Origin of the sequence: Sporosarcina siberiensis (assembly GCF_042681925.1) — a bacterium.
In the GTDB taxonomy this organism is placed as follows: Bacteria; Bacillota; Bacilli; order Bacillales_A; family Planococcaceae; genus Sporosarcina; species Sporosarcina siberiensis.
Window position 1 is genome coordinate 63,442 of sequence record NZ_JBHUGI010000015.1, and the last position, 26,475, is coordinate 89,916.

A 26,475-nucleotide genomic window follows, 5' to 3' on the forward strand; every position below is an offset into this window, starting at 1 on the left:
AGCCGAGCAGGTTAACCATTAAAATATGGGCCATTACATATCAATAGGGTGAGATTGTTAAAAAAATCTTAGATGCGACAGAATACTAAAAAAATAACCTAAAGAATAGTCAAAATGAGCGCTAACAAGCGATTCAGATTGATTATTTTTTTATATTAAAAAGTAAGATTATACTAGAAATTTAACAGTTCAAAGGTATAATTCCTTATATAATCGAAATGTTTAATGTGTAAAGTATTATTTGGATATGTCACATCATTCAAGATGGGTTTATTTAATTAGAAGTGTGCATAGTCGCACTGTCTATATAGTAAAAAAAGAAAGGGGAGTTTTGCATGAGTTGGGATTTTACATATGATGTTGTAGTTATTGGTTCAGGGGCTTCCGGCTTTGCAGCTGCAATCACTAGTAAAAAAGAAGGCTTGAAAACGATTTTAATTGAGAAAGAAGAGGTTTACGGGGGTGCATCTGCCCTTTCTGGGGGTGGCGTTTGGGTTCCGAATAATCGATATTTGGTAGAAGCTGGTGTGAATGATTCGTTTGAAGAAGCCAAAACTTATTTGGATCAAACAATAGGAGATAAAGTTTCCGATGAAATGAAAGAAACGTATTTAAAACGCGGAATTGAAATGTTGGATTATCTACATGAAACGTCAAAGCACTTAAGGTATTCATACGCGAAAGATTATTCCGATTATTACCCGCAACTTGAAGGTGGAAAAGCTGAAGGACGTTCGATAGAGCCTTTAATTTTCGATCTTAATAAGCTAGGAGATTGGCAGAATACTTTAAAATCACCAGCCATGGATACAAAAGGTTTTGTTATGACTGGACAAGATTTCCGCCACGTAAATATGATTACGAGAACGTGGAAAGGTAAGTTTAGAAGTTTAATATTAGGCAAGCGTTTACTAGAGCACATATTATTTAAGAAGCAATACGCATCGTTAGGGCGAGCGTTAATTGCTAGATTTGCGATGGCTTATAAAGAGCTTGAAGGTGAGCTTTGGTTAGGTAGTGCTTTTACTGATTTAATTGTAGAAAATGGAGAAGTAATTGGCGTTAAATTATTGAAAGATGGAAGAGAAATCAAAGTGAAAGCAAATAAAGGGGTCATATTGGCCGCTGGTGGTTTCTCAAGAAATCAGGAGTATAGGGAGAAATATTTACCAGCACCGACAACGAAAGATTGGACTTCATCACCTGAAGGACAAACTGGGGATATTTTGGAACCAGCGATTCAGCTTGGGGCAAAATTGGCCTTTATGGATAAAGTATGGGGCGCTCCTTCTGTTATTGATCACAAAGGAAAACCGTTCTTTTTAGTTGCTGACCGTGCAATACCTTCAATGATCATAACGGACCAAAACGGTCAAAGATATGTAAACGAGCCAACACCGTATCATGAATTTGTCGATAAAATGTATGAACGTAATGATGCTACAGATGGAAAAGTAATTTATTCTTGGATTATTTTGGATCATAAAGCTAAGAAAAGACACTTATTTGTTGGATTGTTCCCTGGACAAGACTTTCCAAAGGAATATTATGAGCATGGTGTTGTTATTAAGGCGGACAGTATTGCAGAACTTGAAGATAAATTAACGATACCGAACGGAAATCTAATAGCCACTGTTGAGCGGTTCAATGGATTCGCTAAAACAGGAATAGATTTAGATTTTCATAGAGGAGAAACAGCGCATGATAGGTATTACGGAGATCCTACGTTACAAAATCCTAACTTAGATGAAATCAATGATGGGCCTTATTATGCCTTACGCATTTATCCAGGAGACATTGGGACAAAAGGTGGGGTCGTCATTGATAAATATGCACGTGTCATGAAAGAAGACGGAACACCAATCAAAGGACTTCATGCTTGTGGAAACAGTTCTGCTGCCGTAATGGGTGCAACGTATCCTGGACCCGGTGCAACGATTGGCCCCGGAATGGCATTTGGTTATATCGCAGCGAAATATTGTAAAGAGCAAGCATAATATAAAGGAATACTACTAATGGACGTTTTATTGGGAAATTCACTCTTTTTCATCTCAGGAATTGTTGTTTTATGGAGCAAAGATTCTCAGAAAGTCCAACCGTTGTCATCAAATTGTTATAGTGATGAAATTCAAGTGTAAGCTGATTCTGTTCTTTTTGAGTTAGAATAAGCTTTATTTTTTGTTAAACCTCGATGCATAGGCAACTAATAGATCGCTAATTCATATTCGAATTAGCGGTCTATTTGGTGTTTTATTGTTTGTTTTATAGCAGTGACCTGAACGGGTTCAGCATTTGAATTCCAGGTTTTTTTACTGGTATTTTGACATTTAATTTACCAGAAGTTACTATTACGTTACACGATATACCGCTTGACATAACAATTGAAAAAAGGGGTGACTACTATTAAATATGCAGGTGGTCCGATGACCGAAGCAATGTATTATGTGTTGTTAACACTGATGAATCCAAGCCATGGATATGGGCTTATGAATGAAATTACAGAAGTTTCGAATGGTAGAGTTCATATGGGACCTGGGACGCTTTACGGTGTTCTAGCTCGGATGCAAAAAGAAGGACTCATTGTGCTAACGGAAAATGATGGTAGACGAAAGACGTATGCTATTACATCGGAAGGGGAACAAGCATTGCGGCAAGAGTATAAGCGCTTAAATTCATTAATAAATGACGGTGAGATCCTGAAAGAAGGTGACTTACATGACTAAAGTTGTTCGGAAAATGCTTATTGGTGATTTTTGGCGCATTGGGGAAAATGAAAGTTGGTTCTCCGATATGTCGCGTAAGGGATTGCATTTGAAAAAAATTGGGTACTTTTTTGCTCATTTTGAAAAAGGTGAACCGGAAGACATTAAGTACAGAATCGATATGTCACTGGATAAAAACAACTCAGATGAGCAAAAGGAACTCTATATGGAAAGTGGCTGGAATTATATAACGAAGTTTAAAGAACTGAGCGTTTTTGTATCGCCTGTTTCATTGGATTCGCCCGAATTACACACTGATCCTGCAGAACAATCCTATGCATTACAGAGTTTCGATAAAAAGATTGCTAGAAATACATTGTACGTAATTGTTCTTAGTATCCTAGGTATAGGTATGCTGGCATTCATTTGGTTTATTGACAATACGCCTGCACTTTCTCTTATAGAAGGGAGTTCGATTCAATATCCAACGATTGTGTTGGCATATTTATATCCAGTTTATACAATGATTCGAGCCACCCGTTCCATACGAAAATTAAGAAACAATCTTGCTGAAGGAAAACCTATCAATCACCAGGCGCCATGGAAAAAGCATTACAGAATAAATCTTGTGCAATCCATCATCATTATTACAATCGTCGCGATAGGGGCGACAATTCCTTTCATTCAATTAGCGATGAATAAATCGGAAGCATTACCAAAAGAAACCGATGATTCCGCAATTGTTAGACTAATGAACATTGAGCAAAACCCACAATTAGTACTCAGTCAAAGAGCGATGAAAGATCCAGATACTGATAAAATCTTTGGTTGGGAAAATGAAATAGCTTATGAATGGAGCCCTTTAGCGCCACGTCAATACGAAACTAGAGAAAGTGGCATTGTTCCAGAACAAATGTGGGCTGATAAGAGTGGAACGTATTCTCCAAGCATTTCCACACAAGTTTATTACTTAACTTTTCCTTTATTACAAGAAAGAATAATAGCTGACCTATTAACAAGGAATGATTTCATCTTTGAAGGAAATAATCCTGTTCAACACGAAAGCGACGTCTTTGACACACTATTCACTCGTGAACTTGAAGAATGGAAGGAGGTAGTTGGAGCTAAAGGAAAAGGGATCATTCATGTGTTGTACCACGGTTATGCGGATATAGATGAGATTATCATAGTAATGGAAGAGAAAATGGACTTAATTCAAAATAATTGACGCAGCGCAATTAAAACTACACACCCTTTAAATAAAACAAGCTTTTGTTGTAGGTGAAAGGTCATGATTTACGGATATAATTTCAGAAATGTCGGATATATGCTCCGAACTGCCGGATATAAGTCAGAGTGTATCGGATATACCACTCAAACAGTCGGATATACTCCCCGAAGTGTCGGATATCCGTGAGAAACGAACAAACCGAACAAAAGTCAGTATGTAAATTCCAAAGAAACAAAATCCATCACCCCGAATAAGCATTATAAAAACCTCCCAAGCATACTATATAAAAACCATGCCCTAGATGGAGGGATAGAATTGGACATATTAAGGAAAGTTAAAAACTTCCGAGAAGAAGAAGACAGACTACAGTGGGAAGGTACATTTGCTGAGTACTTGGCAATTGTCAAAGAACGAAAAGAAGTCGCCCAAACAGCACATTCACGTGTCTATAATATGATCAAAAGCTCTGGGCTAACTGAAAGAGATGAAAACAAACTCTATCATTTCTTTGGTGAAGAAATTTTTGGACTTGAAGATGCCATTCAAAGGCTTGTGGAAGAATACTTTCACCCTGCCGCTAAAAGACTTGATGTACGTAAACGAATCTTATTATTAATGGGTCCAGTAAGTGGGGGGAAATCAACAATTGTTACATTGCTCAAACGTGGCCTTGAAAAGTATTCAAGAACAGACGAAGGTGCGGTTTATGCAATAAAGGGATGTCCAATGCATGAAGACCCGCTTCATTTAATTCCACAGAACTTATACGATGACTTTTTTGAAGAATATGGAGTTCGCTTAGAAGGTACATTATCGCCATTAAATACAATGAGACTTGAAAAAGAATACAACGGTCAAATTGAAGATGTACTCGTAAAAAGAATCTTTTTTTCGGAGGACAAACGAGTAGGTATCGGTACATTTACACCTTCAGACCCAAAATCACAAGATATAGCCGATTTAACAGGGAGCATCGACTTTTCAACAATTGCTGAATTCGGTTCTGAATCCGATCCGCGTGCTTATCGTTTTGATGGGGAACTGAACAAAGCAAACAGAGGATTAATGGAATTCCAAGAAATGCTTAAATTAGATGAAAAGTTTTTATGGCATTTATTGTCTTTAACGCAAGAAGGGAATTTCAAAGCAGGCCGATTTGCTTTAATTAGTGCAGACGAGTTAATTATTGCTCATACAAATGAAACGGAATATCGTTCCTTCATTTCCAATAAGAAGAATGAGGCACTTCATTCTAGAATTATCGTCATGCCCATTCCATACAATTTGAAAGTGCATCAAGAACAACGGATTTATGAAAAAATGATCAATGAGAGTGATATGTCGCATATTCATATTGCGCCTCATGCCTTAAAAGTGGCGGCCATCTTTTCAATTATGACGAGACTTGAAATCTCAAAAAAACAAGGAATCGATATTGTTAAGAAAATGAGATTGTATGACGGGGAAAGTGTTGAAGGTTTTAATCGTGTAGACGTTGGAGAGTTAAAGAAGGAATTTCCAAACGAAGGTATGAGTGGCATTGACCCACGATATGTCATCAATCGAATTTCATCTGCCATGATTCGAAAAGAAGTTCCTTCAATTAATGCACTTGATGTGCTGCGTTCACTTAAAGATGGATTGGACCAGCATGCATCGATTTCCAAAGAAGACCGTGAAAAGTATATGAATTACATTTCAATTGCCCGAAAAGAATACGATGAAATTGCTAAAAAAGAAGTGCAAAAAGCGTTTGTTTATTCATATGAGGAGTCGGCAAAAACACTTGTAGACAACTACCTTGATAATGTGGAAGCTTTTTGCAACAAAAATCGTTTGAGGGATCCTTTGACAGGTGAAGAAATGAACCCTGATGAGAAACTCATGCGTTCAATTGAAGAACAAATAGGTGTGTCAGAAAATGCGAAGAGAGCTTTTCGAGAAGAAATTTTAATTCGTTTATCAGCCTATGCAAGAAAAGGCACTCGCTTTAACTACAAATCTCATGCGCGTTTAAGAGAAGCTGTTGAAAAGAAACTGTTCGCGGATTTAAAAGATATTGTTAAAATTACAACTTCTTCACAAACTCCAGATGAATCACAGCTTAAGAAAATCAACGATGTCGTTGCAAGTCTGATTGATGAATACGGCTATAATTCAATATCAGCTAATGAATTACTAAGGTATGTTGGAAGTCTTTTGAATCGTTAATCGAAACAAAAAAACAAGGCTAATCGAGAATTAGTCTTGTTTTTTTTTACCTACTGTTAATGCAATAACTTGTATCCCTTCGCATATGATGAAACAAATTGGATAGGTGGGATGAAAATGAACAAACATCAAAAGGACAGTTTTGTCGTCTCCCAGGAAAATTGGTCCCTCCATCGGAAAGGCTACCAAGATCAGCTTCGTCATATGGACAAAGTGAAGGAAGCTATTCACAATAACTTACCGGATTTAATTAGCGAGGAAAGTATAATTATGACGAATGGAAAGGATGTTATAAAAATCCCCATTCGTTCGCTGGATGAGTATAAAATCCGTTATAACTCAGATAAATCGAAGCATGTAGGTCAAGGCGATGGAGATAGTAAGGTCGGGGATGTTGTTGCGAGTGACGGCAGCCCAGGGGGGAAAGCCGCACCTGGTAAGGGGAAAGAAGCTGGAGATCAGCCGGGTAAAGATTATTTTGAAGCGGAAGTTTCTCTAGCTGAAGTAGAAGAAGCGTTATTCAAAGAACTTGAATTACCGGATTTAAAGCAAAAAGAAGCAGCTGATAGCATAATTGATAAAATAGATTTTAATGACATTCGTAAACAAGGGCTTATCGGTAATGTTGATAAAAAACGTACAATATTAACGGCAATTAAAAGAAATGCAATAAAGGGTAAAGCGGAGATTATGCCGATACACAATGATGATCTGCGTTTTAAAACATGGAATGACATTGAAAGACCAGAATCCAAGGCAATTGTCCTTGCGATGATGGATACAAGTGGTTCCATGGGTACATTTGAAAAGTATATTGCGAGAAGTTTCTTTTTCTGGATGACACGTTTTTTACGCTCTAAATATAAAACGGTGGAAATTGAATTTATTGCACACCATACTGAAGCGAAAGTAGTTACTGAAGAAGACTTTTTTTCAAAAGGAGAAAGTGGAGGAACGCGCTGTTCGTCTGTGTATGCAAAAGCGTTAGAACTTATTGATGAAAAGTATAATCCCATACAATATAATATTTACCCATTCCATTTTTCGGATGGAGAAAACATGACATCTGACAATGAAAAATGTATGAAACTTGTTGATGAGATTATGGCGGTTTCTAATATGTTTGGTTATGGAGAAGTGAATGCATATAACCGATATTCAACATTAATGTCTTCATATAAAAAGATTGAACATCCAAAGTTTCGCCATTATATTTTAAAAGAAAATCGGGATATTTATTTTGCATTGAAAAGCTTTTTCCAAAAGCGCTTGGAGGGTTTCGAATGACAAATTTAAAAGAACTTTTTAATGCTGTTGATGAAATCACAGAAATTGCAACTGGGTTTGGTCTAGACTTTTACCCAATGCGTTATGAAATTTGTCCTGCAGATATTATTTATACATTCGGGGCTTATGGCATGCCGACCCGTTATACTCATTGGAGTTTTGGAAAGCAATTTCATAAAATGAAGCTTCAATATGACTTAGGACTAAGCCAGATTTATGAGCTCGTTATTAATTCGAATCCGTGTTATGCCTTTTTACTAGATACAAATAGTCTTATTCAAAACAAACTAATTATTGCTCATGTTCTTGCCCACTGTGATTTCTTTAAAAATAATGTACGGTTTTCCACCACAAGAAGAGATATGGTGGAAAGTATGACTGCCACTGCTGAGCGTATTGCACAATATGAAATGATCTACGGTCAGCTCGAAGTGGAAAGGTTTTTAGATGCAGTAATCGCAATCCAGGAACATATCGACCCATCCATTTTAAGAGATAAACAACATTCCAACTCGAATGATGATACAGAAGAAGAACTTGTTGAACGAAAAACAGAATACGATGATCTTTGGAACATAAATAATAAGGAAGCTTCAATAGAACAACGACTGCTTCCACTGCGAAAAAAAACACCTCGACAACCTGAAAAAGATCTTCTACTTTTTATACAAGAACACAGTAGCGAATTGGAAGATTGGCAAAGAGATATATTAACAATGATGCGAGAAGAAATGCTCTACTTTTGGCCACAACTTGAAACTAAAATAATGAATGAAGGTTGGGCTTCTTTTTGGCATCAACGAATATTAAGAGAAATGGATTTGACAACAGAAGAATCTATTGAGTTTTCAAAGTTAAATGCCGACGTTGTTCAACCATCAAAAACGTCCATTAACCCTTACTATCTTGGTTTGAAAATTTTTGAGGACATTGAAAAAAGATATAATCATCCGACAGAAGAAATGAAACAGTACGGAGTAAAATCGAATTCAGGAAGAGAAAAGATTTTTGAAGTTCGAGAAATCGAGTCAGATACCTCATTTATTCGGAACTATTTAACGAAGGAATTAGTGAAAAAAGAAGATTTATATCTGTTTGAAAAAAAAGGGAAAGATTATCAAATTACGAACAAAGAGTGTGAAAGTGTAAGAAATCAGCTGGTTTCTATGAGAGTTAACGGCGGTTTTCCTTATATTGTAGTTGATGATGGAGATTATATCCGTAACGGTGAACTCTATTTAGTCCATAATTATGAGGAAACAGAACTGGATGTTCAATATTTAGAAAATGTATTGCCCTATATCCATCAATTATGGGGACGAATTGTCCATTTGGAAACAAATGTAGACAAAAAACAAATCGTGTATTCTTATGGTGGAAACAAAATATCACGGCGCTTCCTTTAATTCAAATAAAAAAATGTACATTTTGTTTTCAAACTACCAGCTTAAAAGACGCTTGACTCGTCTTTTAAGTTGGTAGTTTTTGTTGGTTTACCATGCATTAGTTCTAATCTTCTGTGTATAATGGGGGTGTTATATTTAATTATAGGAGGGTTTGTATGATTGAACATTTAGGGATTATACCAATAAAAGTAGATTTACCTTTTCGTTTGAATCATGTCAATTGTTTTATGGCAGAAGGTGAAGATGGATGGACAATCATTGATACGGGATTAAATAATGAGTACACAAGTAAAATGTGGGCTGAAAACATTCAACAACGTGAAATCAAAGACATTTTTATTACGCATTATCACCCAGATCATTACGGCCATTCTGGAACACTTCAACATAAAACAGGAGCCGAGGTATGGATGTCTAAGATTGATTCGGATGCTGGAAAGACGGCATGGAATGATGACTTTTTAAGTGGCCTACATAAGTATTACTCAGCCTCAGGAATTCCAGATGAAATTGCAAATCAGATGGTGAAAAACAATATAGATTTTAAACCTTTAGTCTATCCACTGCCGGTCGTAAATCACTATTTTGTCGAAGGCGAAAAAGTAGTAATTGGTCGTTACGAATATGAAATCATTTTTGCTCCAGGGCATTCAGATGGAATGGTTTGTTTTTACAATAAAGAAAAAAATGTGCTTCTATCGGCAGATCATATATTACCTAGAATCACACCAAATATATCGTATTGGTATCACGGAGACGATAACCCATTAAAATCCTATCTTTCATCAATTAATGATTTGAAAAGCTTGAATATAGACTACGTAATTCCATCTCATGGGAAACCTTTTCACGGCGCGAATCATCGCATCGATGAAATTATACTTCATCACGGGCAACGTCTGGAACAAACGTTGGCTGCACTTGGAAAGCCATCTTCTATTTATGATGTGTATCAAGAATTATTTCAGTTTGAGCTCACAATTCATGAAATACGCTTTGCGGTAGGTGAAACATTAGCACATCTTGAATACTTGCGTCACAAGGGCGAGTGCCAGAGGGAATTGCGAAATGGCGAATGGATTTATTTTTTATAAATATAGAAAAATCACCGATTGATTTTCATGTAAGTTGCTCGCTTTTTAATAATAAATAAATAAGTGTAACTTTTACCAATTTGGTCCGTCAAATGGTGTGAATACCGAATTTGAAAAGGAGTGATTCTATGAAGAGAATTGGTGCAATTGCGTTATTAACATTATTAACAGGCGGTGTAGTTGGGAGTACAATGACATTTGCCGAGGAACGTACAACAGTAATTTCAGAGGTGGAGAAAGATACGACGAATTATATGAAGTTTACTGGAGTAATTCAAGAAATTGAAACATCTGAAAAAGGAAATATGGTTACAGTTGTAAATGAAGATGATTTAATTATGGTTTTAAGCATTACGGATGATGCTCTCCTTCTTAATAGTGACACAACTGAACAAATGAAAAAGGATGAATTCAAAAAAGGTTCGATAGTCGAAGCTTACTATGATAAAATTAAGCCGATGATTTTAATTTACCCTGCACAAGTAACACCAGAAATAGTTGTTTTAAAAGGTGACATAGTGGGCGAAGTGAAAATAGCAAAATTCGATGACGTATTTCTAAGTTTGGATAATGAATTGAAATTGAATATTGGTGAAGACACAATTCTTTTGAACCAAAAAGGTGAGACAATAGAGGAAGCGGATCTCCACAACAAAGAATTAGCCGTTTTCTATTCAGCAACAACACGTAGCATTCCACCTCAGACTTCACCATCTAAAATCATAGCTTTGGATTACGTAACTGAAGAAATGGTCTTAGCACAGGAGATTATCGAAGCGGATCATTACGTGAAGAACGGTGTAAAAATGATTCCTCTACGCAAAGTTGCGGAAAAATTAGGTTACCACGTAGAAGCACAAGCAAGAGTTTCGGGTGCACTCATTACTAAAGAAAATCGTTCTTTTATGATCAATCGTGGAAAAGTAGTATACGGTTTTAATAAAAGCATTGGTAAATTTGAAATCGCACCTGAATTAAAAGATAAAAAGACGTATGTACCTATTGCGTTTTTAGATTTATTACTGGAGAAATAAAACAAATTGAGTACGTAGAATAAAGTGAGCTTGAAACGAGTAAACTGCGAGTAACTGCAGACGTTTCAAGTTTTTTTATATGTTATTTACAAAGAGCAGGTATTGCTTAGATTTTAATTGCACTATACAGGGCTTTTGAAAACCTGTAAGTTTATAGATAATGATAGATTGAGAAAAGGGGGGGCAAAGTGTTGAAAAGACTTATATCTGTTCTAGTGGTTCTTCTTATTGTAGTTATTGGAATCAGAATGGTTTTTGTAAAGTCGGTAAATGAAGTTGTCCCTTCAGTAAATACCTCATTGGTTGATGATGAACTAATTAGTACATCCGGCCTGGATACGAAAACGGAGCTTCCTTGCTATAGTCCATTAGAAAGGGAAACGTACTCTATAAATGTTCCAGTGACTACGTTGTGGAAAGAACCTAATCAAGACCGGGAAGTAGATTCGTATGCAACTTCTTCAGTATCGAATATGAAAGAGTGGACGGAAGTGATGACCCTTCCAGAAAAACAGTGGCTTGTCGGAAAAATTGAAACACAAGCATTGTACGGGCAGGAAGTTACAATTCTCAGCAAGAGCGGAGAGTGGTACGAAATCGCTGTGAAAGATCAGTACACTCCGAAAAACAAAACAGGCTATCCTGGTTGGGTGCCGAAGAATCATATTGCACAAATGAGTCAGAACTACGCAGAGTGTAAGGTTGCAATCGTAAGTGAGCCTTCAATTGAGATGTATAGTGATCGAACTTTAAAAGAACATTTTATAGATGTCAGTTTCAATACAACTTTACCGATTATCGAAGAAGATAAAGAGCTTTTGCATGTTCAAACTCCTGTAGACGGTGTGAAATTCATTCGAAAATCAGACGTGAAAATAGTCGCAAGTGGAGCAGAAGTTCCAAAACCAACTGAAAATGATATTGTCAATACCGCTAAAGAGTTTTTAGGTCTCCCTTATTTGTGGGCTGGGACTTCTGGTTTTGGATACGACTGTTCTGGCTTCACATACTCGGTTTATAAACAGCACGGAATTACACTTCCGAGAGATTCGACAGTTCAAGCAACGAGTGGAACTGCTGTTTCTATTGCGGACTTAAAACCTGGGGACTTAATGTTCTATTCTCACGATAAAGGGAAGGGCAATGTCCATCATGTGAGTATGTATATTGGAGAAGGGCTAATGATTCATTCACCAAATCCGAAAAAGACTGTTGAAATTGTGTCCATCGACCTTGCTCAATTTAAATCTGAGTTTTCAGGTGCCAGAAGATATTTGAAATAAACAGAGGTGTCCTGTTTGAAACAATTAAGAATTGTTTCCTAATGGGATGCCTTTATTTTGTATTGTCTGAGTGGGCAGAGTGATGGTTGCTATTATTTCTGTGTTAAAATTAAAGACATACATGTTTTTGAAAGGACGAGTGAGTATGATCAAAAAGGAAGCAATTAAACTAACATCATTAACAATAAAAGGGGGTTGTGGTTGTAAAATAGGCCCTGCAGATTTGGAAGCTGTTTTACGTATGTTGCCGCAAACTAAAAAAGACCCCAATTTACTCGTAGGTTTAGATACAAGCGACGACGCAGGAGTATACCAAATTAATGAAACGACAGCGATTGTCCAAACATTAGACTTTTTCACACCAATTGTTGATGATCCATATGATTTCGGTCAAATTGCAGCAACGAATGCGATTAGCGATGTATATGCAATGGGCGGAACACCGATAACGGCGTTAAATATTGTTGCATTTCCGATTGCTACGTTAGATAAAGAGATTCTTGCAGATATTTTAAGAGGTGCTGGAGACAAGCTTATTGAAGCGGGTGTTACTCTGGTTGGCGGACATTCAATCGATGACAACGAGCCGAAATTCGGTCTTGCTGTAACGGGTATTGTTCATCCCGATAAAATTAGAACCAATTCGGGGGCACAACCGGGAGACCAATTAATTTTGACGAAGCCAATTGGTGTAGGTATTTCTACGACATCACTCAAACACAACTTGTTAACTGAAGAAGAAATACAAAATGTAACAAAAGTAATGAAGACACTCAATAAAGCGGCTGCTGAAGTTATGGCAACGTATGATGTTCACGCTGCTACGGACGTTACAGGTTTCGGGCTTCTGGGTCATGCTTCTGAAATGGCAAAAGGAAGTGGAGTTGGTATCCAAATCAATTTCAATAAAGTACCTCTCCTACCACGTGTGAAAGAACTTGCCAAAGCGGGATCTGTACCTGGAGGAACGAAAAATAACTTTGCACATATTGCAGACGTTGTAGATTATGCAGAGACATTAGATCAAATTGATAAATGGATTTTATGCGATGCCGTCACTTCTGGTGGATTGCTCATCTCTATTACACATGATGAAGCGGATGAAATGCTAAAAGAGTTGCGCGACAAAGGTGTCGATGCACATATCATTGGTAAAGTAACGGAAGAGCAAAAAGGAAGAATTCAAGTACTGTAATAGGATCAAAATCAACCTAGAAGGTGAAAAAATGTTTCGAGATATTTCATTAACCGATTTACTAGAAGTACAGAGTAAAGGCGAGCACACGTTAGTAGATGTGCGTTCACCTAGAGAGTTTAAAGAGTCAACCATACCAGGAAGCATCAATATACCTGTATTTAATGATGAAGAACGCGCCGAAGTTGGAACTATTTATAAACAAGTAGGTGCAGACGAAGCCAAAGTAAGAGGACTCGAGATTTTTTCCGAAAAGCTCCCTACTTTTATAGCCACTTTTAATAAAATAAAAACTCCAATTACCGTTTTTTGCTGGCGCGGGGGAATGCGCAGTAAAACGGCTGCGACAGTGCTCGATTTAATGGGGATCCACGCAAAACGTTTAAATGGAGGAATCCGTTCGTATAGACAGTGGGTTGTTCATGAACTGGAGGACAAGAAGTTTTTGCCGAAGTTAGTTGTACTCAATGGATATACAGGTTCAGGAAAGACAATTATTTTAAAGAAACTGTATGAAGAGGGGTACCCTGTTATTGATTTAGAAGGAATGGCTGGCCATAGGGGCTCAATATTTGGTCAAATCGGCCTTGAACCGAGCAACCAAAAAAAGTTCGATTCCCTACTTTTGAATGAAGTTACACGCTATAAAAACGAACCTTTTGTTTTCATCGAAGGTGAGAGTAGACGCATTGGGAAAGTGAGTTTACCGGAGTTTTTAAATGATAAAAAAGAAAAGGGAAAGCAACTATTTATCCATATTCCTATAGAAGCAAGAGTGCCAATTATTTTGGATGATTATAAACCATGGGAGTCTTCTATGCCTTTTAAAGAAGCCTTTCAACTCATTAAAAAGCATATTCACACACCTGTTGCTCAACAAATTGAGTCTGATTTGGACAACGGTGATTTCGCTTCTGCAACAAAGCTTTTACTCGAGTTTTACTATGATCCGAAGTACAAGCATTCCAGCAATCAATATGCTGAAGACCAGAAAATCCATATCGACGCAGTAGATGTGGATGATGCCTATCAAAAAGTAGTCGACACAATCGAGAATCTAGTAAAGAACTAAAATGTTGCGAAGTTATGCAGAAACTGTGTGAAATACTCTATAGTAGGATTCACGCATCACTTATATTTTAAGTGGTGTTTTTTGCGTTCAAAAGCTGATAATTTATTCATCCAAAGTGTCAAAAGACTATAAACTCTAAATAACTTTATAACCTATCGAGATTTAGTATGTTACTAGTCTTATCCGCATGTTATGCTAGAGTTATCAGAACTTTTTCACAAGGAGGAATATCAGCTTGATCAAGAAGAAAATTGCATTGATATTAATGAGTGTCTCATTATTTTCTGGAACAGTACTTTTCTCAACACCTGAACAACAAACAATCCAAGCTGCAGTTCAGTATTCGGAAATCAATAAATCAATCAATCAAATAATGACAGACAGTAGAATGAAAAATTCAAATAATAGTGTTGTCGTTCGTAAAGCGTCTTCAGGAGAAATTGTTTATCAACATAATGGAGATAAAGGAATTACACCTGCTTCAACGTTGAAACTACTTACTTCTGCAGCAGCACTAGAAACATTAGGTGAATGATTTAGATTTACTACAGACCTACTTGTAGATGGACCCGTTGAGAACAGGACTTTGCAAGGCAATTTGTATCTCAGGGGGCAGGGCGATCCCACTTTACTAAAAAAGGATTTTGATAACTTTGCCACACAGATATCTAAGCTGGGAATTAAACAAATTTCAGGTAACTTGGTTGGAGATGATACTTATTTCGATGCAGTTCGTTTATCACCAAGTATTGAAAAAAGAGATGAACCTTATTATTATGCAGCGCAGATTTCTGCATTGACGGTATCTCCGAATGCAGATTACGATGCTGGAACAGTTATTGTTTCCGCAAAGCCTACAGTTCCAGGCAAAATTACAAATGTTTCATTGACTCCAGCTACAGGAGCCGTACAAATTTCAAATCGGTCGAGAACAGTTGCAAAAGGCAATAAGAACACATTGAAAATAACGCGTCAATACGGAACAAATACTATTTTAATAACGGGGAATTCTCCGATTGGCACTTCTGGTAAAAAAGAATGGATTACAGTTTCGGATCCAACAAATTATGCACTGGATGTATTTAAAAAATCATTGGCGGAAAAAGGCATTAGATTCGTCTCTTCATCAAAAGTTGTTCGTGGAAAGACGCCAGAAACTGCTGATGTTATAGCGACAAAAAACTCCATGAACTTAAAAAGTTTAATGAAACCATTTATGAAATTGAGTAACAATACACACGCTGAAATATTGGCGAAAACGATGGGGAAAGTTATTTACGGAGAGGGCAGTTGGAATGCCGGACTAAAAGTAATGCGTGATTACGGTGAATCTGTTGGATTGGATATTGATAAATGGCTGTTTGAAGATGCTTCAGGAATGTCGGGGTCAAATAAAATATCCTCTGCACAACTGACAGAACTTCTATTTCTTGTTCGATCTGCCCCATGGTATCATTCGTTTTTACATGGTATTCCAATATCGGGTGGCTACGATCGATTTGTTGGAGGGACTCTTAGAAACCGTTTGAAAACTCCGGCGGTAAAAGGGAAGGTTTACGCCAAGACAGGCAGTTTGGATAATGTTAGTTCTTTAGCCGGTTATGCAACGGCAAAAGACGGAGAAACGTTGATATTCAGTATCTTAACAGAGAATACTAAAAAAAGTACGGTTCCAGTTATTGACCGTATCGCAACAGCAATTGTTAATTCTTCGAAGTAAATTCTTCAATAATAATAGAGGGGTATGACAGTTTAGTTCTGTTGTACCCTTTTTAGTATGAGGAAATATCCAGAAGATATGTCCTTTCTGAGAACAATAAGCAGCTACTTGTTTAAATTAAGGTCGAAAGTCTTTAATTTAATTGAAACTAAATGGTATTATTAATAATGATGAAGAATAATTAAAATGAACTCGTTTAAATGATTTTTAAGGGGAAGATATTAAATGATTACGGAAGTGATTCCTTCTGTGGAAAAAGATAGAAGTATTTCGAGGGTGATTGCAGATATTAAATCACTTTTTAAAGGGCTCGTATTAATCGCAAACGTGCTCCCTGTTTTTGTAGGTTATTGGTTGGCGCTTCACTTTACAAATGCAGCGTTTAGCGAACATCTGGATATGTTCTTTTTAACGATGATTGGAAGTACGGTACTTATGGCGGGTGCTCTTGTTCTAAATAATTGGTACGATGTCGATATAGATACGGTAATGACCCGCACACAACAGCGTCCTACGGTTACAGGAAGAATATCTCTTAAAACCGTTTTAATTCTAGGCATAGCACTTTCGATTATTGGTTTTGTCCTTTTACTGTTCACCACGGTAGAAGCAGCGATTTATGGATTTATTGGTTGGTTCACCTATGTAATTTTATATACAATGTGGTCAAAGCGGCGCTATACACTTAACACAGTAATTGGTAGTGTTTCCGGAGCTGTGACACCCTTAATTGGATGGGCGGCGATTGCGCCAGCAATGCATATTGTTCCTATCGTTTTATTTATCATATTGTTTATATGGCAAATCCCACATACATTTGCAATTGCGATGAAGAAGAGTGAAGAATATCGAGTTGCGGATGTCGCTATGCTGCCAGTAGTGTATGGCTTCGATATGACTAAGCGACAAATGGCCGTGTATATCATTTGTTTACTGCCGTGGCCATTTTACTTAAGTTCACTTGGCATGACCTTTGTGATTGTGGCAACAGTCCTAAATCTCGGTTGGTTCGTTGTCAGTGTGAGCAGTTCATATATAAAAGATGATTTTAAATGGGCGCAGATCAACTTTCTGTATTCTGTAAATTACTTAGCAATTCTCTTTATAATGATGTTTATAGCAACCCTTCCTTTTTTCAATTAAAGGAAAACAACATATGTACATCTTAAGACGACGGTAGATTCCGTTGTCTTTTTATTTTTTATAATAAAATACTATGAATTGTGTTCAAATCATGTTATCTTATTAAGTGTTAACGCATTAACGTGCTAAAGTAAATTATTGAAATAGGGAAGAGGTTTAATAGAATATGAAAAAACTAACGACACTACTATTAATAATGACGGCGTTTTCTGTCCTTCTAATGGGATGTTCGAAATCAGGAAGCACGGATAAAAACGATGAATTGATTATTGGTGTAGATGATAAATTCGCACCAATGGGGTTCCGTGATAAGGATAATGAACTGACGGGCTTTGATATTGAATACGCAATAGCTGCAGCAGAGAATATGGGAATGACGGTGAAGTTTCAGCCAATCGATTGGAAAACAAAAGAAACAGAACTGAGTAGTGGTCGAATCGATTTAATTTGGAACGGGTATACAATTACGGATGATCGTAAAGAAAAGGTTCTATTCACAAAACCATATTTAAGCAATGCACAAGTTGTTGCGACGTTAACGGACTCAGCAATTGAGGCTTTAGATGATTTAGACGGTAAAATTGTTGGATTGCAAGCATTGTCATCAGCTTCAGATGCCCTAGCTGCGAATCCTATCCACTCTAAAATTAAATCCATTTCCGAATATGCGGATAATGTATTAGCACTTACAGACTTGAAAATTGGTCGTGTAGATGCTGTCGTAATTGACGAAGTCGTTATCGATTACTATATGGCCCAAGAACAGGATATATTTAAAGTGATTGGCGATGAGTTAGCACCTGAAGAATACGGAATTGGCGTGAAAAAAGGAAATGAGGAATTGCTTGAGAAACTTCAAGCTGCCTTGGATAAAATGAATGAAGACGGAACTGCTGAAGAAATCTCAATCAAGTGGTTTGGTGAAAACAAAGTATTAAAATAAAACGACCCAACAAATAAGAAGCAAACAGGATTTCCTTGGGAAACCCTGTTTTGTTTTTGGAGGAATCTTTTAATGTCCTTAGACTATATCATCTCAATAATGAAACCCATGCTTGAAGGAGCGCAGCTGACAGTTATTTTATTTTTGATTGCCATTGTTGCATCCATTCCGCTTGGCTTCTTGCTTACACTTGCTGTCCGCAGTAGCTTCAAACCGTTATCGTTATTCGGACACGGCTATATTTATTTAATGCGCGGTACACCTTTATTACTGCAATTATTATTTATTGTTTTTGGATTGCCACTCATTCCGGTTATTGGTGAATACTTAGTTTTAGATCGTTTTGTCGCTGCATGTTTAGGTTTCATTTTAAACTATGCTGCGTATTTCGCGGAAATTTTCAGAGGCGGACTTCTAGCGATTGACAAAGGTCAATATGAAGCTTCTAAAGTACTTGGTCTAAATAAATTTCAAACAACAACAAAAGTTATTTTACCTCAAATGTTTCGTATCGCACTTCCAGCCGTGGCAAATGAGTCTGTGACGCTTGTGAAGGACACTGCACTGCTCTACGCGGTTGCTGTCCCAGAGTTGTTGCACTTTGCCCAGACGGCAGTGAATCGAGACTTTACAATCGTTCCGTTCTTTATTGCAGGAATTCTATATTTAGCAATTACTCTATCGTTAACACTATTCTTTAAATGGTTAGAACGAAGGTTTAACTACGACTGAAAGGGGCACTCACTTTGGCACTCGTTGAAGTAACAAATCTCAAGAAATCATTTGGACAACTCGAAGTACTTAGAGATATTACATTTGAAGTTAATAAAAATGACGTCATCGCAATCATTGGGCCATCCGGCTCTGGGAAAAGCACAATGCTGCGCAGTTTAGTACATTTAGAAGATATAAACGGAGGAAGCATTCGCATCTCGGATGATTATTTAGTAAAAGACGGGGTTTATTCAAAGCCGCAAGAACTTAAAAAAATCACTGCAAAGATGGGCATGGTCTTTCAACATTTCGATCTTTTCCCTCATTTAACTGTTTTGGAAAATCTAGAACTGGCACCGAGGTTAATTAAGAAAGAGAGTTTAGAAGTGATTAAGCAGAGAAGTAAAGAGCTATTGGAGAAAGTTGGTTTGTCGGATAAAGCAAAAGTCTATCCGTCCAAATTGTCGGGGGGACAAAAACAACGGGTTGCAATCGGTAGAGCATTAATGATGAGCCCTGAAATCCTGTTATTCGACGAACCTACTTCCGCTTTAGACCCTGAACTTACTGGAGAAGTATTGCAAGTGATGAAAGACTTGGCTAGGGAAGACATGACGATGATTGTCGTTACACATGAAATGGATTTTGCAAAAGAAGTCGCCAATCGTGCGATATTCATGGACAATGGTGAAATCGTCGAAACAGGTCATCCCGTTGACTTACTTACAAATCCTCAATTAGACCGAACGAAAGCCTTTTTAAATCGCAGTTTAAAATAAATAATCGAAATACCCTGCTAGAGACAATCTTGAATTGTTTCTAAGCGGGGTATTTTTTTGTAGAAAATTAAAAGTGTAAGCGTTTTGTAAGAGGATGTAAAGCGTTCAGTAAGAGCTGAAATATATGATTAGGTGTGGATATAGAGACTTTGAGAGTACTAGTTTTGAGGGGGGAGTCGAAATTCGTAAATGGATAGGTGTGTTACTCATAATTTGCGGTTTGACGATTGTTTCCTACCCGGAAATTGAAAAAAGAATTCACCACAATGATCAACAGAAGTTAGTTGAAAGCTTTCAGCAACTTGGTAATACAGATGAGTTGGAAAGGCTTTCCACAAACTATGAAGATCTGATTCAAGTGGAAGAATATTCGAAATCTCCGGATGAGGAAAATCCGTTAATGGATGGAGCGCGTGGAATTTTATCCATCGACAAAATTGATTTGGAAATGGTTGTTTTTGAAGGGACAAGTGTTACCGAGTTAACAAAAGGAATCGGCATGATTGAACCCGATAAGAAATTTGGTGTCAACAACATAGGCCTAGCTGGACATCGTGCTGTGGCAAAAGGGAAACAGTTCAATCGTTTAGGAGAATTGGCAGTAGATGATGAAATTCAAGTGATAACAGAAGATGGTGTACTGGATTTCGTTATAGTGGATTCCTTCGTAGTCCATCAATCAGATGTTTCGGTTCTAGACGATTCAGCAGAACCACTCATTACACTCGTCACATGCACACCACTCGGCAGTCGAAACCCACCAGACAGGTTAATTGTGCAAGCCAAACTCAAGAAATAACCAACTTTATTATTTATATGAATTTATATAGATGAACATTATGAATGAGGAGGAAGGTATATGGCAGTACATCAAGAAAGGCCGTGTGAATTTAAGACAAAACAAGGAGGAAATTATGAAGAAATTTAACATTTTTTTAATTATGCTATTACTTATTAGCCAGTCGGTGTTGGGGCCGATAGGGATGGTTAGTGCTAGTGCAGATACTTCCATAACTGAAAGTAATTCTGCAAACGTGGATTCAGATAGCAGTGAAGTAAACGTGGATTCAGATGGCAGTGAAGTAAACGTGGATTCAGATGGCAGTGAAGTAAACGCGGATTCAGATGGAAGTGAAGTAAACGTAGATTCAGATGGCAGTGAAGTAAACGTGGATTCAGATGGCAGTGAAGTAAACGCGGATTCAGATGGCAGTGAAGCAAACGTGGATTCAGATGGCGGTGAAGCAAACTTAAATCCTGAAGATTTTGAGCACGAAAAAACTGATCAATCCTTACTAAATAGGAATGAAGAAATAGCAACAGGGGTTACTATGAGCTTTGTTGGATTAAAAATAGGGAATGATTTGGTAGCTAAAGATGGTGATGTTTATGAGTTGCCTACTCTTGGAACAGATACAACAGTATCCTACAAATTTGATATTATTCCTGATGGAGATTATGGTGCTGGTTCTTACTTTACATTCCAGTTACCACGTGCATTGATCGTCTTCAATGACGGTGCTTTATCTGGTAATAGTCCCGATGGAGCAATTAATAAATATTCATATACAACAGATGGAAACGGAAAAGTAACAGTACAATTTGATGATGAACTTGAAAAAGAGCAACCATTAACAATTACGTTCAACTTCGGAGCGGAATTTTCTGGACATTTAAATAATGATGATTTTGAGCAAGAAATTATTATACCAATTGAAGGCAGTGAAGATATTTCTTTAAATTTAGTATTTAAGCCTAAAACGCTAGGAGCAAAAATGTCCAAAAGTGGTGTTGCAAGTTCAGAAAATGGAGAAAAGTATATTGACTGGAAAATTAATGTGAATCATGAAGGCGCTGATTTGATAGACGCAGAAGTCCGTGATGCTTTAAATGATGCTGATTATGAGCTGGAAGGTTCAATTTCAATAAAAAAAATTCCAGTAGGTTTAAATGGTCTAGGTAACGAAGTTACACCAACAAAAACTTCAGTACCAAATTTTCCAGTAACCTTAGATAATGGACGATTTGCTTATGAACTATCTTTCCGCACAAAAATTGTTCGAAACATAACGAAGGACAAAGAACAGTTTTCGAATACTGCAGAGTTTTATAATAATGGGGGAATATTGGATACTGGTAGTGATACCGTAAAAATCACATATGGAACGCCATTATCTAAAGAACTTCTAGATGGTAGCACTAAATACAAAGCAAACTGGGAAATAAAATACAATTATTTAGGTGCTCCTATTGATAATGGTAAAGCGACAATTTCAGATACTATTGTGGGTGCACATGCTATAGTTGATAATAGTACAATAAAAATTTATACAGTTAATGTTGATATTAATGGTGAAGAGATTGGAGATTTAGTGGAAGTAACAAGTTACTACAATCCAGCATCTACTTCTTCGGGTAAAAAGCTTGACATTAACTTCGGTGCTGATGCCGAAAATGGCCAAGCTTTTAAAATAATATACACGACAGAATCAACAAGTGAATTTATTATAAAAGGAACAAAAGTGATAAACACAGTCACAAGTCCAAATATTACTCCTGCAGAGAAGGAACTACCTTTAACAGAAAACATCTTTACCAAAAGTAAAGTAGTTAACCACGGTGCAGGCGATTCTACAATCACTTGGACGTTAACAATCAATGCTGATAAAGAAATGAAAAAGCTAGTTATAGATGATGTATTCCAATTAACCGGTGGTGACAGCCGACAAACATTAATAAAGGGAATGCCAGGTGATAAGTATTTTGCAATTTCAAATAACTCTGAAGTAACAGAAACGATTACAGATGCTAGATTAGGATATAAACTAGAATTCAAAAACCCAATCCCGGTAGGCACATCTATCACAGTAATATACAAAACTCGAATGGACGTTGATTCATCTGGCGCAACATATGAATATGGTAATACAGCCACTATCACATGGGATGGTGCATCTTCTACCGGTAACGAGATAGTAAAGTCAGCATTGTACAAACCAGTTGACACACCAATGGGTAAAAACGGATACAAGAGTTTAGATAACATTAGAACATACGGATTTGATCATGTAAACCAAGTATTTAACTGGGAACTCGCTGTTAACATCTCAAAACAAAACATTAATGGTGCAAAAGTTGTTGATACAGTTGGCAGTGGTCATGAAGTTGTTAAGTTAGAAGAAATCAAAGTTTATCTTTTAAATTTAAATGATGATAATGACATAGGTGAAAGCGGAACCGAGTTAACCAAGGAAAGCGGTTGGACATTAAGCGAAGATTCAACAGTTCAAAAATTTACAATCAATTTTAGTGGCTTACCTGACGGTGCTAAAAAGCAAGCATATATCATCAAATATCAAACGAAAGATTCAGATACAGTCATTGGAAATGTAGATGGAAACACAAAAAAATCCAATGAGTATGTAAATAATGCCTTATTTACTATTGATGGAAAAGATTATCCTTTTGAAGCAAAAGGTAAAATCCGATTTGCAAATGAATTAATTGATAAATCGGCAACAACAAATGCAGAAGATGAAACTATTACATGGAAAGTAAATATTAATAAATCTCATTCAATACTAGGTAACATCACATTAACAGATAAACCATCTGCAAATCAGATGCTGTTAAAAGATACATTTATAAAACGGGAAATCTTACGTAGTATAGATGGAGGTTTTACAATTAGTGATATAAAAATACCGATACCATCAGAAGATATTAAAGATAATGAAGATGGTAGTTTTAGCATAGAACTAGGTAATTTTGATCAAAAGGGTTATCAAATTGAATACAAAACGTTCTTTCTTGGAGGATCTGGTGATAAATTTTCAAATACTGCTTCAATAAATTTCACTGGAGCAAATTCTGATGTAAAAACTGATGCAGGTGGATTACCGATAGTGTTTAACTTTAATACATCGGATACTGATATTACATCTACAATGGGTTCATTTACACTTCATAAAGTGAAAATAAACCCGTTAACAGGAAAAACAGGTAATTTCGATGGTATTGTATTTGAGCGTTGGAACAAAAAAGGGAATATAAAACTTGACGAAGCAACAACTAACTTACAAGGTATGGTTGAGTTTAAAAAAATTCGTTACGGAAATTATACAATTAAGGAAAAAGTAACTCCAACAGGTTATAAAATACTTGAAAATTTTAATGTCCTATTGAACGCTGCAACAGATACGTCGAGAGTTGGAAAATTAATTCCTGTAGAAAATATTGAAGACGTAGACATGACAAATCTCTGTCCTTTATTTACATTAACAATAAGAGGTCTTGACGGTAAGCCCGTAACGGCAGGAAAAAGTGTTACATTGACAAATAAAGTAACAGATAAGGTAATAGACTCTAATGACACTGGAAATACAGGAGCAAATGGAGAAATTACTTTAGATCCTGAAAAAGTCAAAGCTGGAGTATATGCTGTTACTATAGATATTGAAGGAACACCAATAGATTTAGGTGATATACAAGTCAATTATGATAAGAATGCGGATGCAAATTGTATAGGTGAGGTAGTCCCATTAACAGTATGTCCTAATTTCACTCTAACAATAAACAACAGCAGCAATAAACCACGCGCAAATATTGAAAAGGTTACCATAAAGGACCACAATGGTAATGAAGTAGAAGGTATAGATTCAGACGGAAAACCAACTACAACATTCAAAACAAATGCAACAGGTCAAATTACATTCCCTTATGTAATTGAAAAGGGAACGTACAGAGTTTATGAAGGAACAAAACTAATTAATTCATTCACGGTAAAAGACACATGTGAAGCAATAGTGAAACCTAAACCAATTCCACCAACTCCGGCTCCGACTTGTGACTTGTTTACAATCATAGTGAAGCAAAATGATGTGATTGCAGGTGCAGATGTTGAACTTGTAATAAAGTCAGGCGATACTGAAATTGCGAAGGGAACTACAGATTCGGAAGGTAATATTGTGTTTGCGAAAGGTGATTTACCTGAGGGCAAATATACAGCGTACGATAAAGACGGCAATGAAGCTGGTAAAATAACTGTGTCTTATGAATATGATCAAACAAAAGATGAGTGTCAGGCTGCTGTAAACATGATAGCAGACACAAAAACATGTGACGTATTCACAGTTACAGTAAAAGAAAACGGCAAGGCAGTCGACAAAGACGTAGTTCTTACAGTTAAAAACAAAGACGACAAAATAGTTACAACAGGTATGACGAACAAAGACGGCGTAATTGAATTTGAAGAATCAAATCTACCTGATGGTGAATACACAGTACATGACGAAGATGGTAACAAAATCGGTTCAATCACTGTTTCTTATGATGGAAATTGCGAAGCTGAATTTAACCTAACGTCAACGCCTAATGCATGTGATGCATTCACGATCACAGTAAAAGAATCAGGCGAAATAGTACAAGCCGATGTAGCATTAATCTTGAAAGATGTCTCTGGTACTACAGTAGCGACCGGAAAGACAAATGCTAACGGAAAAATTGAATTCACAAAAGAAGATTTACCAGAAGGAATCTACACTGCGCAAGATATAAATGGTAGCGTTGTAGGAACAATTACAGTGTCCTTTGATGTAGGTGAGTGTTCTGCAGTTGTGGATTTGGAGGTAAAAGTGTGTGATTTCTTTATGATTACAATTCTAGATAGACCGAACACATTACTTATTGTTAAAGATATTACAAATACTACAATTGCAATAGTTACTACAAATAATGATGGAATTGCAACAATCTCAAATGTTCTTATAGGTGGTAAATATAGAGTATATATTAAACATGATTTAGTTGCAGAAATAATTGCTACTGATTCTTGTGAAGTTACATTTATAGCAGGTACTCCAGGAACACCGCCAGTAAATCCAGGTGAACCCGATAAACCAACAGAACCTGATAAGCCAGGTGAAAAAGAACCCGGCAAACCAACAGAGCCCGGTAAACCAGGTGAAGAAGATTCAGGCAAGCCATCAGAACCCGGTAAACCGGGGGAAGAAAATCCAAACAAACCGACAGAGCCAGATAAGCCAGGTGAAGAAGAACCAGGCAAGCCATCAGAACCCGATAAACCGGGTGAAGAAGATTCAGACAAACCGACAGAGCCAGGTAAGCCAGGTGAAGAAGATCCGAGCAAGCCAACAGAACCCGGTAAACCAGATGAAGAAGATTCAGGCAAGCCAACAGAATCCGGTAAACCGGGCGAAGAAAAACCAGGTGATAACTCTGGTGATTCAAATACTCCAGGAACACCAAGCGGACCAGGTACTCCTACTAAACCAACAGGACCAAACGCAGGAACTGGATCTAGTAAACCAGGTTCATCAACAGGTACTACAGGATCGAAAAATCCGAACCTAAACCTGAACAGCGGACCTAAATTACCGCAAACAGGTGAAGCATTCCCTGTCATCCCGATGGCAGCTGGAATGATGCTTATCATACTAGGCCTATGGTTAGTATTCGGTTTAAACAATTCACGTAGAAAAAAGTTGAATCTTTAAGAAATATTATTGAAATTGTAAAAGGCAAACTACGCAATATGTAGTTTGCTTTTTTTATTAAAGTATTTTGTAAGAAGACTGTAAGAGTGATTGTCTATAATTAGAGATAGCAAAGTGTATTGTGAAATCTGTTATGTAATGTAAGG

General features: G+C 36.9%; 17 protein-coding genes and 1 pseudogene. All 18 read left to right on the plus strand.

Annotated elements, in window-relative coordinates:
• Positions 1 to 335: 335 nt before the first annotated feature.
• Positions 336 to 1,997 carry an FAD-dependent oxidoreductase gene (locus tag ACFSFY_RS06880; protein ID WP_381536553.1) on the plus strand — a complete coding sequence of 554 codons (1,662 nt, stop codon included), beginning with the start codon at positions 336 to 338 and terminating at the stop codon, positions 1,995 to 1,997.
• Positions 1,998 to 2,393: 396 nt separating this feature from the next.
• Positions 2,394 to 2,723, plus strand: a complete 330-nt coding sequence (locus ACFSFY_RS06885) for a PadR family transcriptional regulator (protein WP_381536555.1) — start codon at positions 2,394 to 2,396, stop codon at positions 2,721 to 2,723.
• Positions 2,716 to 3,930 (plus strand): DUF2812 domain-containing protein, encoded by a 1,215-nt coding sequence (locus tag ACFSFY_RS06890; RefSeq protein ID WP_381536557.1) that lies wholly within the window; start codon positions 2,716 to 2,718, stop codon positions 3,928 to 3,930. Before ACFSFY_RS06885 ends, ACFSFY_RS06890 begins: the two co-directional genes overlap by 8 nt.
• Positions 3,931 to 4,248: 318 nt before the next feature.
• Positions 4,249 to 6,144: a PrkA family serine protein kinase gene (locus ACFSFY_RS06895; protein WP_381536559.1), complete on the plus strand. Its 1,896-nt coding sequence runs from the start codon at positions 4,249 to 4,251 to the stop codon at positions 6,142 to 6,144.
• 117 nt (positions 6,145 to 6,261) lie between these two features.
• Positions 6,262 to 7,431 (plus strand): sporulation protein YhbH, encoded by a 1,170-nt coding sequence (gene yhbH, locus ACFSFY_RS06900; RefSeq protein ID WP_381536561.1) that lies wholly within the window; start codon positions 6,262 to 6,264, stop codon positions 7,429 to 7,431.
• Positions 7,428 to 8,837 carry a SpoVR family protein gene (locus ACFSFY_RS06905; RefSeq protein WP_381536564.1) on the plus strand — a complete coding sequence of 470 codons (1,410 nt, stop codon included), beginning with the start codon at positions 7,428 to 7,430 and terminating at the stop codon, positions 8,835 to 8,837. Before yhbH ends, ACFSFY_RS06905 begins: the two co-directional genes overlap by 4 nt.
• Before the next feature lie 155 nt (positions 8,838 to 8,992).
• Positions 8,993 to 9,931, plus strand: coding sequence for an MBL fold metallo-hydrolase (locus tag ACFSFY_RS06910; RefSeq protein ID WP_381536566.1), 939 nt, complete (start codon positions 8,993 to 8,995; stop codon positions 9,929 to 9,931).
• Between the two features lie 128 nt (positions 9,932 to 10,059).
• A complete protein-coding gene (locus ACFSFY_RS06915; protein WP_381536568.1) occupies positions 10,060 to 10,965 on the plus strand; it encodes a stalk domain-containing protein in 906 nt (301 codons plus the stop codon).
• 188 nt (positions 10,966 to 11,153) lie between these two features.
• Positions 11,154 to 12,248, plus strand: coding sequence for a C40 family peptidase (locus ACFSFY_RS06920; RefSeq protein ID WP_381536570.1), 1,095 nt, complete (start codon positions 11,154 to 11,156; stop codon positions 12,246 to 12,248).
• A 145-nt stretch (positions 12,249 to 12,393) separates the two neighbouring features.
• Positions 12,394 to 13,443, plus strand: coding sequence for a selenide, water dikinase SelD (selD, locus tag ACFSFY_RS06925; RefSeq protein ID WP_381536572.1), 1,050 nt, complete (start codon positions 12,394 to 12,396; stop codon positions 13,441 to 13,443).
• A 31-nt stretch (positions 13,444 to 13,474) separates the two neighbouring features.
• A complete protein-coding gene (gene mnmH / locus ACFSFY_RS06930; RefSeq protein WP_381536574.1) occupies positions 13,475 to 14,515 on the plus strand; it encodes a tRNA 2-selenouridine(34) synthase MnmH in 1,041 nt (346 codons plus the stop codon).
• 265 nt (positions 14,516 to 14,780) lie between these two features.
• Positions 14,781 to 16,235, plus strand: a pseudogene (dacB, locus tag ACFSFY_RS06935) (D-alanyl-D-alanine carboxypeptidase/D-alanyl-D-alanine endopeptidase).
• 225 nt (positions 16,236 to 16,460) lie between these two features.
• On the plus strand, positions 16,461 to 17,378 hold the full coding sequence (gene cyoE, locus ACFSFY_RS06940; protein ID WP_381536576.1) for a heme o synthase: 918 nt from the start codon (positions 16,461 to 16,463) through the stop codon (positions 17,376 to 17,378).
• A 166-nt stretch (positions 17,379 to 17,544) separates the two neighbouring features.
• On the plus strand, positions 17,545 to 18,321 hold the full coding sequence (locus ACFSFY_RS06945; RefSeq protein ID WP_381536578.1) for an amino acid ABC transporter substrate-binding protein: 777 nt from the start codon (positions 17,545 to 17,547) through the stop codon (positions 18,319 to 18,321).
• A 72-nt stretch (positions 18,322 to 18,393) separates the two neighbouring features.
• Positions 18,394 to 19,053: an amino acid ABC transporter permease gene (locus ACFSFY_RS06950; RefSeq protein WP_381536580.1), complete on the plus strand. Its 660-nt coding sequence runs from the start codon at positions 18,394 to 18,396 to the stop codon at positions 19,051 to 19,053.
• Between the two features lie 14 nt (positions 19,054 to 19,067).
• Complete coding sequence (locus ACFSFY_RS06955; RefSeq protein WP_381536582.1) at positions 19,068 to 19,814, plus strand: amino acid ABC transporter ATP-binding protein; 747 nt, start codon at positions 19,068 to 19,070, stop codon at positions 19,812 to 19,814.
• A 124-nt stretch (positions 19,815 to 19,938) separates the two neighbouring features.
• A complete protein-coding gene (locus ACFSFY_RS06960) occupies positions 19,939 to 20,613 on the plus strand; it encodes a class D sortase (RefSeq protein ID WP_381536583.1) in 675 nt (224 codons plus the stop codon).
• Between the two features lie 115 nt (positions 20,614 to 20,728).
• Positions 20,729 to 26,329: a collagen binding domain-containing protein gene (locus tag ACFSFY_RS06965; protein ID WP_381536584.1), complete on the plus strand. Its 5,601-nt coding sequence runs from the start codon at positions 20,729 to 20,731 to the stop codon at positions 26,327 to 26,329.
• Positions 26,330 to 26,475: the final 146 nt, after the last annotated feature.

Excerpts from the sequence above, each read along its gene's own strand:
- ACFSFY_RS06880 (WP_381536553.1), top strand. The coding sequence starts at position 336 with ATGAGTTGGGATTTTACATATGATGTTGTAGTTATTGGTTCAGGGGCT.
- ACFSFY_RS06890 (WP_381536557.1), top strand. The coding sequence starts at position 2,716 with ATGACTAAAGTTGTTCGGAAAATGCTTATTGGTGATTTTTGGCGCATT.
- yhbH (WP_381536561.1), top strand. The coding sequence starts at position 6,262 with ATGAACAAACATCAAAAGGACAGTTTTGTCGTCTCCCAGGAAAATTGG.
- ACFSFY_RS06905 (WP_381536564.1), top strand. The coding sequence starts at position 7,428 with ATGACAAATTTAAAAGAACTTTTTAATGCTGTTGATGAAATCACAGAA.
- ACFSFY_RS06910 (WP_381536566.1), top strand. The coding sequence starts at position 8,993 with ATGATTGAACATTTAGGGATTATACCAATAAAAGTAGATTTACCTTTT.
- ACFSFY_RS06915 (WP_381536568.1), top strand. The coding sequence starts at position 10,060 with ATGAAGAGAATTGGTGCAATTGCGTTATTAACATTATTAACAGGCGGT.
- selD (WP_381536572.1), top strand. The coding sequence starts at position 12,394 with ATGATCAAAAAGGAAGCAATTAAACTAACATCATTAACAATAAAAGGG.
- mnmH (WP_381536574.1), top strand. The coding sequence starts at position 13,475 with ATGTTTCGAGATATTTCATTAACCGATTTACTAGAAGTACAGAGTAAA.
- cyoE (WP_381536576.1), top strand. The coding sequence starts at position 16,461 with ATGATTACGGAAGTGATTCCTTCTGTGGAAAAAGATAGAAGTATTTCG.
- ACFSFY_RS06945 (WP_381536578.1), top strand. The coding sequence starts at position 17,545 with ATGAAAAAACTAACGACACTACTATTAATAATGACGGCGTTTTCTGTC.
- ACFSFY_RS06950 (WP_381536580.1), top strand. The coding sequence starts at position 18,394 with ATGTCCTTAGACTATATCATCTCAATAATGAAACCCATGCTTGAAGGA.
- ACFSFY_RS06960 (WP_381536583.1), top strand. The coding sequence starts at position 19,939 with ATGATTAGGTGTGGATATAGAGACTTTGAGAGTACTAGTTTTGAGGGG.
- ACFSFY_RS06965 (WP_381536584.1), top strand. The coding sequence starts at position 20,729 with ATGAAGAAATTTAACATTTTTTTAATTATGCTATTACTTATTAGCCAG.